This is a genomic window from Bradyrhizobium sp., assembly GCF_035570375.1.
Taxonomy (GTDB): Bacteria; Pseudomonadota; Alphaproteobacteria; order Rhizobiales; family Xanthobacteraceae; genus Bradyrhizobium.
This window is the reverse complement of record NZ_DATMLW010000271.1, coordinates 1-8,686: the sequence shown is the minus strand read 5'-3', so window position 1 is coordinate 8,686 and position 8,686 is coordinate 1. Positions and strand designations below refer to the sequence as shown.

General features: G+C 61.0%; 11 protein-coding genes. 7 read left to right on the top strand and 4 right to left on the bottom strand.

Going from position 1 to position 8,686, the window contains the following annotated elements:
* The 5 genes from VNX23_RS30235 to VNX23_RS30215 all read left to right on the top strand — a co-directional run.
* On the top strand, positions 1–369 hold a 369-nt coding region (locus tag VNX23_RS30235; RefSeq protein WP_325635426.1), incomplete at its 5' end, for an Hsp33 family molecular chaperone HslO.
* Positions 370–597: 228 nt separating this feature from the next.
* Positions 598–1,332, top strand: a complete 735-nt coding sequence (locus VNX23_RS30230; protein ID WP_325635424.1) for an SDR family oxidoreductase — start codon at positions 598–600, stop codon at positions 1,330–1,332.
* A 181-nt stretch (positions 1,333–1,513) separates the two neighbouring features.
* On the top strand, positions 1,514–2,260 hold the full coding sequence (locus VNX23_RS30225) for an SDR family NAD(P)-dependent oxidoreductase (RefSeq protein ID WP_325635422.1): 747 nt from the start codon (positions 1,514–1,516) through the stop codon (positions 2,258–2,260).
* Positions 2,261–2,555: 295 nt separating this feature from the next.
* Positions 2,556–3,236 (top strand): site-2 protease family protein, encoded by a 681-nt coding sequence (locus tag VNX23_RS30220; protein WP_325635420.1) that lies wholly within the window; start codon positions 2,556–2,558, stop codon positions 3,234–3,236.
* A gap of 203 nt (positions 3,237–3,439) precedes the next feature.
* A complete protein-coding gene (locus VNX23_RS30215; RefSeq protein ID WP_325635418.1) occupies positions 3,440–3,865 on the top strand; it encodes a hypothetical protein in 426 nt (141 codons plus the stop codon).
* Positions 3,866–3,905: 40 nt separating this feature from the next.
* Here the strand turns inward: VNX23_RS30215 and VNX23_RS30210 are convergent, their stop codons facing one another.
* The 4 genes from VNX23_RS30210 to VNX23_RS30195 all read right to left on the bottom strand — a co-directional run bounded on the left by VNX23_RS30210 (position 3,906) and on the right by VNX23_RS30195 (position 6,680).
* The gene (locus VNX23_RS30210; protein ID WP_325635416.1) at positions 3,906–4,700 is read right to left on the bottom strand and encodes an energy transducer TonB; all 795 of its coding nucleotides are present in this window, start codon (positions 4,698–4,700) and stop codon (positions 3,906–3,908) included.
* Positions 4,701–4,726: 26 nt separating this feature from the next.
* Positions 4,727–5,194, bottom strand: a complete 468-nt coding sequence (gene exbD / locus VNX23_RS30205; RefSeq protein WP_325635414.1) for a TonB system transport protein ExbD — start codon at positions 5,192–5,194, stop codon at positions 4,727–4,729.
* Positions 5,195–5,197: 3 nt separating this feature from the next.
* On the bottom strand, positions 5,198–6,145 hold the full coding sequence (gene exbB / locus VNX23_RS30200; protein WP_414643111.1) for a tonB-system energizer ExbB: 948 nt from the start codon (positions 6,143–6,145) through the stop codon (positions 5,198–5,200).
* Between the two features lie 73 nt (positions 6,146–6,218).
* A complete protein-coding gene (locus tag VNX23_RS30195) occupies positions 6,219–6,680 on the bottom strand; it encodes a MarR family transcriptional regulator (protein ID WP_325635410.1) in 462 nt (153 codons plus the stop codon).
* Positions 6,681–6,825: 145 nt separating this feature from the next.
* On the opposite strand from VNX23_RS30195, the gene VNX23_RS30190 reads away from it, so the two are divergent.
* Together VNX23_RS30190 and VNX23_RS30185 are read left to right on the top strand one after the other, a co-directional pair.
* Positions 6,826–7,998: an efflux RND transporter periplasmic adaptor subunit gene (locus VNX23_RS30190; RefSeq protein ID WP_325635408.1), complete on the top strand. Its 1,173-nt coding sequence runs from the start codon at positions 6,826–6,828 to the stop codon at positions 7,996–7,998.
* On the top strand, positions 7,995–8,686 hold a 692-nt coding region (locus VNX23_RS30185), incomplete at its 3' end, for an efflux RND transporter permease subunit (protein ID WP_325635406.1). The genes VNX23_RS30190 and VNX23_RS30185, both read left to right, overlap by 4 nt.

Here is an 8,686-nt window from a genome sequence, read left to right as displayed (position 1 = left end):
GCGCGGCAGGCCGATCTTCATCCCGGCGATGCGCCGGAGGGTAGCGTCACCCACACGGTCGCCGAAGACGACGCCTGGATCGAAGGCCAATCCCTGATCTCGACTGTTGAAGACGTCGAGCTGATCGATCCGGACCTGTCGGGCGAGCGGCTATTGTATCGTTTGTTTCACGAACGCGGCGTGCGGGTGTTTCCGCCGCTGCCGCTGCGCGCGCAATGTTCCTGCTCGCGCGACGCGGTGGCGGGCATGCTCGCGAGCTTCGCGCCGCAAGACCGCGCCGACATGGTCAAGGACGGCAAGGTGGTCGTGACCTGCGAGTTCTGCTCGTCGGTGTACGAGTTCACGCCGGACGAAGCGGGCGTGGAGTAGGGGGCCGGCTCAAGCCACAAACGAGCTCGTCATGCCCGGGCGGACGAGCCCGGCCGCTGCGTCACCGGAGCGTCGTTCCCGGGTTCATCATTTGCAATTGAGACTCCGTCATTCCGGGATGGTGCGTTAGCACCAGACCTCAGATGTGCCATTGCACATCGGGGAATCTCGAGATTCCGGGCTCGATGCTTCGCATCGCCCCGGAATGACAAAAGAAGGAAAAGAAAAATGTCAGACCGCCTGAAGGGCAAACGCGCCTTCGTGACCGCTGCCGCAGCGGGGATCGGCCGAGCATCGGCGATTGCCTTTGCGCAGGAAGGCGCAATCGTTTTTGCCACCGACATCGACGAAAAAGGTCTCGCGGCGTTGGCGAGCGAAGGCGTCAAGGATGCCGCAAGGCTCGATATTCGCGACAGCTCCGCCGTCGGCGCGCTCGCCAGGCGCGTGGGCAATATCGACATCCTGTTGAACGCGGCAGGTTTCGTGCACCACGGGACGGTGCTGGACTGTTCCGACGACGACTGGGATTTCTCGTTCGATCTCAACGTCAAGTCGATGCACCGGACGATCCGTGCGTTTCTGCCCGGCATGCTGGAGAAAGGCGGCGGTTCGATCGTGAACATCTCCTCGGCTGCCGGCGTGTTCAAGGCCGCGCCCAACCGCTACGTCTATGGCGCGACCAAGGCGGCGGTGGCGGCCATGACCCGCGCGGTTGCGGTGGATTTCATCACCAAGGGCATCCGCTGCAACTGCATCTGTCCCGGCACCATCGAGACGCCGTCGATGCTGCAACGCGCGGCAGCCGCGGGTCCCGGTGGGCGCGAGATGTTCGTGTCGCGGCAACCGATGGGACGGCTCGGCACGGCAGAAGAGATCGCTTTGCTTGCAGTTTATCTTGGAAGCGACGAGAGCGCCTTCACTACCGGCGTTGCGCATATCATCGACGGCGGATGGACGCTGTGATTGTCGACCTCAGGTCGTCATTCCGGGACGCGAGTGCAACGAGCGAACTCTGATGTGCAATTGCACATCAGAGAATCCATGGCGCCAATAGAATGTCGAAAGAGATGGATTCCGGGTCTGGTCCTTTGGACCATCCCGGAATGACGGCAAGGACAATTTGATTCGGACCGAGGAAACGGCGATGAACAAGATTGATCTGAACGGCCGCTGCGCCATCGTCACTGGCGGTGCGCAAGGGTTTGGGCGCGCGATCACCGAACGCTTTGTCGCTTCCGGCGCTAGCATCGCGATCTGGGACAGCGACCAGCCGTTCGCCGAGCGGACTGCAAAGGAAATCGGCGGCGCGGTCATGGCCTTCAAAGTCGATGTGTCCGACCTCGCCGCGGTCGAGAGAGCCCGTGACGAGACGCTAAAAGCGTTCGGTAGAATCGACATTCTGGTCAACAATGCCGGCATTGCCGGGGTCAACAAGACGGTGTGGGAAACCGATTTCGACGAATGGCGCAAGGTGCTGCGCATCAATCTCGACGGCCCCTTCGTCTGCTGCAAGGCGGTCGCGCCTGCCATGATCAGGCAGAACTATGGCCGCATCATCAACATCGCTTCCATCGCTGGCAAGGAAGGCAATCCCAATGCGGCGCATTATTCAGCCTCCAAGGCCGGCCTGATCGCGCTGACGAAATCGCTCGGCAAGGAGCTCGCGCAGCACAACATCATGGTCAATGCGGTGACGCCGGCCGCGGCGAAGACCGCGATCTTCGACCAGATGACGCAAGCCCACATCGACTTCATGCTTTCCAAGATTCCGAAAAACCGCTTTGTGCTGGTGGAGGAACTGGCTGCGATGGTGGCCTGGCTCGCCTCGGAAGATTGTTCCTTCTCCACCGGTGCGGTGTTCGACATTTCCGGTGGAAGAGCGACATATTAGACCGAGGCCGGCGGCATGATGAGGTTAGGTTGAGTTGGAGCGGCATCGAAAGTGTCACCTCTCCCCTCGCGGGAGAGGTCGGATCGCATCGAAGATGCGATCCGGGTGAGGGGGTTTACCACCGCAGAAAATATCTAACTTAGCTTGCGTTCTCCGATAGTGTGCCCCCTCATCCGGCGCCGACTTTCGTCCGCGCCACCTTCTCCCGCAGGGGGAGAAGGAATGGAGTTCGCGGCTCGACTGATTCAACTAAAAATCACCGCGCCTTAAAGGTCCGAAGAGGAGAGCCGATCCCTTGAACATCACCCTCTACGACGTATCGGTCTGGGTCTTGCCGCTCGTGATCGCCATCACCTTTCACGAAGCCGCTCACGGCTTTGTCGCGCACCGCCTTGGCGACGATACCGCCTACAAACTCGGCCGCGTCAGTTTTAACCCGCTCCGGCATATCGACCCGTTCGGTACCCTGATCTTGCCGGCCATCCTTCTGTTTTCGCATTCGCCGTTCCTGTTCGGCTACGCCAAGCCGGTGCCGGTGAATTTTCGCGCGCTTCGCAGCCCCAAGATCGACATGGTCTGGGTCGCGCTCGCCGGACCTGCTACCAATATCGCGCTCGCCTTGTTTGCCGCGGCCGCGTTCCACATCCTGGGCAATGTGCCGCCGAACGCCGCGCAGTGGCTGGCCGACAATTTGAAAAACGCGCTGGTTATCAACGTCATCCTTGCGATCTTCAACATGATGCCGATTCCGCCGCTGGATGGTGGGCGGGTCGCGGTCGGACTATTGCCGAAGCCGCTGGCGCTTCCCCTCGCCCGGCTGGAACCATTCGGGTTGCTGATCCTGATCGGACTATTGATCCTGCTTCCGCTCGCTGGTTCGCAGTTCGGTCTAAATCTTGATGTTATTTCGGCGATACTGCGGAAGGCGACGGGCTTTTTAATTCAGTTGATACTTGCGGTCACAGGAAACACCTGATCGAAGAGTTAGTGCATGATCCGGAAAAAGTGGAAGCCGGTTTTCCCTCGCGACAAACGCGGAACGCGTTTGCGCGGACATCATGCTCAAACAAATAGATGAGATCATGATGCGATTCCACCTGATCGCATCATGATCTGGTAATGGAAAGTCAAAGCAAGGCGCCGGAAAAAGCAAAGGCCATTTTGATCAAAGCAGCCAACATGATGATCGCGCGACGCGCCGATACCAGGGCGAAGGCGGATTTTGCGACCTGGAAAATGATGGCAAAGCTCAATGGCGCCTCCTCCCTTCCGCCGGAGGCCCAGAACTTCCTGGAACGCTACAAGGCGCTTCTGCAGGAAAAGAATGAAGCCGAGGCAACCGACGCCGTCGTCCATCTCATCTACAGGGCCTATTATGAGGAGATGGGAGGTGCCGGCGAACCACCGGATGTCAAGGCCCAGGTCAAGCCCCAGCAGTCGGCGGCTGGCCGGGCGGCGAACGTAACGGCCTTCAAACGCCCGTCACCGCAGCGGCAGCGGGCCGGCTCCGCTCCGCAGGCAAGGGCAAAGCCGCGACTTCCCGTTGCACTGATCTTTGTCTGCCTCGTCATCGTCTATACCGCGTTCCGATATTTCCTCCGCTGAGGTCGGAGCACGCCTGAAGACGTGGCGAACGAGTCTTGCTTCAGCTTCGTCCTTTGAGGCGGAAGATCACCGGCAGCGTAAAATTCAATCCCTCGTCGGCGACCGCCGGCGGAGGCTGCGGTACCGGATCGGACCGCCTGATCATGGCGAGTGCCGCTTGGTCGAAGACCGCATCGCCCGAGCCCTTCACGATGCTCGTCGAAAGAACGTGGCCCAGCCGGTCCAGCACAAAACCCACCACGATCTCGGCACTTTTCTGCACGCGCTCGGCGGGGTAGCGCTTGTGCCGGTCCAGATGGGCGATCAACTGCTTCTGCCAGGTCGCGCGCAGGCGCTGCGCGCTTTCGCCGGTGCCTTGCGCGGGCGCAACCGAACGCGTCGCTTGCGGGACCGCTTCCGTGCTCGGCCTTGCGGTTGCTTCCGCCGCGACCGACTCGATCGAAGCGGTGGTTTGCACGGCGGCGATTTTCGTATCTTCTTCCTTGGGCCTGTTGTCGCTGTTCGGCGTCACCACGCGGTCGGGATTGTCGTTTTCGCTCGGGATGTCCTTTGGAAGATCGGTTTCCTTGATCTCCGCCCGCTGCTCGGCAAGCGCAGGTGAGGCAACCGAGGCTTCCGCATCAGGCCCCACCGGCAGGTCGGTCGGTTCAAGATGCGGAGAAGTCAATTCGAGCCCGATCTCGATCGCCGGCGTGCCCAAAGTATCGTCGGGTTCGACGATACGCAGATGCGCCACCGCAAGCGCGGCACCGCCGACATGAAGCGCAAGCGCGGCCAGGCCTGCGGAAAACCACAGCCGCCGCGAAGGTGTCGGTTCGGCATCAAGATCGGTCATCGCCATGGACCACCGGCTCGGCCTTTTCAGGGTTTCAGCTCGTCAGGCGCCGAAGCTTGCTCTGGAACGCCCTCCAGCGCCACCAGCTTGATCCTGGTGTAGCCGCCCGTGCGCAGGATTTCGAGCACGTCCATCAGCTCGCCATAGGGTACCGCGCGATCGGCGCGCAGGAAAATGAAACGATCCTTGCCACCCTCGGAGTCCGCGTCAAGCCGGCGCACCAGTTCGGAGCGCCTGACCCGGGTTTCGCCGATCGCCAGCGAAAGATCGGGCTTGATGCTGAGATAGGTCGGCTTGTCGGGTTTCTTTTGCGCCGTTGCGGTCGATGTCGGCAGGTCGATCGGAAGGTCGACGGTCGACAGCGGCGCCGCCACCATGAAGATGATCAACAGGACCAGCACGACGTCGATGAAAGGCGTGACGTTGATTTCGTGCGCCTCCGCGAAATCGGCGTCGTCGTCGTCAAGCTCGGTGTCGGTGAGTGAGGCACCCATCGCCTACTCCGCCGCGCGCGAATTCGCCGCCCGTATCGAGCTGACATGGGTGCGGTCGAGATCGCGCGACAATAATCGCCCCGCCGCGCCCGACGACCGGCCGACCAGTTCGAGATAGCCCTTCGTCATTCGCGCGAAATGATTGTAGATGATGACGGCAGGAATCGCCGCGACGAGTCCGAAGGCGGTGGCGAGCAAGGCCTCCGCGATGCCGGGCGCCACCACCGCGAGATTGGTCGTCTGCGATTTCGAGATGCCGATGAAGCTGTTCATGATGCCCCACACCGTGCCGAACAACCCTATGAACGGTGATGTCGCTCCGATGGTGGCAAGTAGGCCCATGCCAAGCCGGATCCGCCGCGCTTCGGCCCGCACGATCTCGGAAAATCTCGAGGCGGCGCGTTCCTTGATCCCGGCATCGCTGGAAATGCCGGCCGACAGCCGCGCCTCGCGCATGGCCGCAGCAAGCAATGACGATAATGCGGTGCGGCTGGCACCGAGAGCGAGTTGCGCTTCGGCAAGCGATCTTGCCTCGCTGATCTGGGTGAGCGCATCGCGCAGCCGGCGCGTGACGAGCGAGAGTTCGATCATCTTGGCAATGAAGATGGTCCACGTTACCAGCGAAGCCAACGCCAGCCCGATCATCACCGCCTTGACCACGATGTCGGCCGACAGGAACATCGACCAGGGCGACAGCTCGCGCAGTGCAACGGTCGTCGATTTCACCGAACGGCTGACGCTGTCGGAGGAGGCTGTCGCTGCATCCGCCGGCGCGCCCGCAACGGTTGCCTGGGATGGCGCGATGGCCGGTGCGGGAGGGAGCTCAGACGGAGGCGGTACCAGCGCCTGCTGTGGAGCGGGCGCCTGCTGCGCGAACGAGGCCTCGGCCATTGAAAGCATTGCCAAAGCGATGGAGAGGCCAAGGATCGCTCGAAAACGTGGTGCACTCATACTTCAACCCGGTGGCGGAAATCACAGGCGACACATACCGATCAATTTGATCGTTTCAGGGTCGTCCGCCGGATCATTTGGCCGCGACACTACCAGATGGTTCGGCAAACGTCTTGATCCGCTCCTTGATATCTCTGAGCGTCTTGAGACTGGTTTCGATCGCTGAATCCGGCAGATCCTGCAGCACATCGGTCGCAATGGAATCGCGCAGGCTGTCGAGATCGTCGGCAAGCTGGCGGCCGGCCGGGGTGAGGAACAACCGGTTGGCGCGCCGGTCGCGGGGATCGTGCTTTCGCTCGACAAGACCATGTTCGACGAGCCGGTCGAGAAGGCGTACCAGCGAGATCGGCTGCAGTTCGAGCACGTCGGCGAGATCGACCTGGGACAAGCCCTCTTGGTCGCGCAATCGAAACAGGACAATCCACTGTGCGCGCGTTGTGCCGCGGCCCTTGGCGCGGTGATCGATATAGTTGCGCAGAAACCGCGAACTTTCGACGAGCTGAGTAATTAGCTGCTTTTTAAGATCGAGAGACATGCGTTTCAAAGTCCCCCAGATTGCAGAATGTTTAGATTTCTCAAGCTATAGTGTGTTTGCACATTAATTGCACGCGTACTATATGTGGACTCCCTAGGAACGGTTGTGAAGACCGGCTACTTCTTATTTTTTTGCACGGGTCAAAATGAACAAATCGCGGGTAACGCGTTGGATTTTGCTGATCCTGGCCGTGGGTGGGCTGGGATATTTTGGCTGGCAGCGCTTTTACGGCGACAGCCACGAAACGGCGGCGAACAATGCCCAGAAGGCGGTTTCCCGCAATCCTGTCAGGGTCACTGTGGATCCGGTGGAGAAGACCGACTTTCCGGTCTATTTGACCAGTCTCGGCACCGTCCAGGCCTTCAACACCGTGGTCGTTCGCTCCCGCGTCGACGGCCAGATCGACAAAATCGCCTTCACCGAAGGGCAGCTGGTGAACCAGGGCGACCTGCTTGCCGAAATCGATCCGCGGCCCTACCAGGCGGCGCTGGATCAGGCCAAGGCCAAGAAGGAGCAGGACGAAGCCAATCTGGCAAACACCAACCTTGATCTGCAGCGTTTCCTCAAGCTCGGCGAATTTGCCACCCGCCAGCAGATCGATACCCAGCGTTCCAACGTTTCGCAATTGACGGCGCAGATTGCCGCCGACGCCGCTGCGATTTCCAATGCCGCAACCCAACTCGATTATACCGCGATCAAGGCTCCGATCTCCGGCGTTGTCGGATTGCGCCAGGTCGACATCGGCAACATCGTCAATGCCGCGACGCAGACTGGCATTGTCACGATCACACAGATCGAACCGATTACCGTTATTTTTACCGCGCCAGAAGAGCAGCTACCCTATATAAACGAGGGACAGGCCGCTCAGCCGCTCAAGACGATCGCGATCACGACCGACGGCAAGAAACCCCTCGCGGAAGGAACTCTGGCGGTGGTCAACAATCAAGTCGACTCGACCAGCGGCACCGTCCGTCTCAAGGCGGTGTTCGCCAACAAGGATCACGCCTTGTGGCCGGGTCAGTCGGTGTCGACGCGCCTCCTGGTGAAGACGCTCAAAGATGCCACAGTCGTTCCCGACGACGCGGTCCAGCACGGCGCTGAAGGCCTCTATGTCTACACCGTCACTGGGGACAACAAGGCCGAACTGCGCAAGGTGAAGGTCAGCCAGTCGATCGACGGACGTTCGGTGATCGAGCAAGGTTTGTCGCCGGGGCAGCAGGTCATCACCTCGGGCCAGTTCAAGGTTCAACCCGGCACCCTCGTCAGCACGGCTGTTGCGAGTTCGAACCCCGCGCAATCCAAGGTCCGGCAGGAATGAGCGACGGGATTTCCGCACCCTTTATTCGCTACCCCATCGGCACTTCGCTGATGATGGCCGGCATTCTGTTCGTCGGCCTCGTGGCCTATCCGCTGCTACCGGTCGCGCCGTTGCCCCAGGTGGACTTCCCGACCATCCAGATCACGGCGCAGTTGCCGGGCGCGAGCCCCGAAACCATGGCGTCCTCGGTGGCGCAGCCGCTGGAGCGGCAGTTCGCGCAGATTCCCGGCATCGCGCAGATGACTTCGACAAGTTATCTTGGAACGACCGCCGTCACCATCCAGTTCGACCTCAATCGCAACATCGACGGCGCTGCAAACGACGTGCTGGCGGCGATCAATGCCGCGGGCGGCCAGTTGCCGAAAAATCTTCCCTCGCCGCCGACCTACCGCAAGGTCAATCCGGCGGACTCGCCGATCCTGTTGTTGTCGGCGACCTCGGACACGCTGCCGCTGATCGGCGTGAGCGATGCGGTGGACGCCCAGCTCGGGCAACAGATCAGCCAGATTTCGGGCGTCGCCCAGGTGTTCATCGGCGGGCAGCAGAAGCCCTCGATCAGGGTCCAGATCGACCCTGCGAAACTGGTGGCCAAGGGCCTGCAGCTGGAAGACGTCCGCAACCAGATCGCGATCACGACCGTCGACGCGCCCAAGGGCAATATCGACGGCGCGACGCGGGCGTATACGAT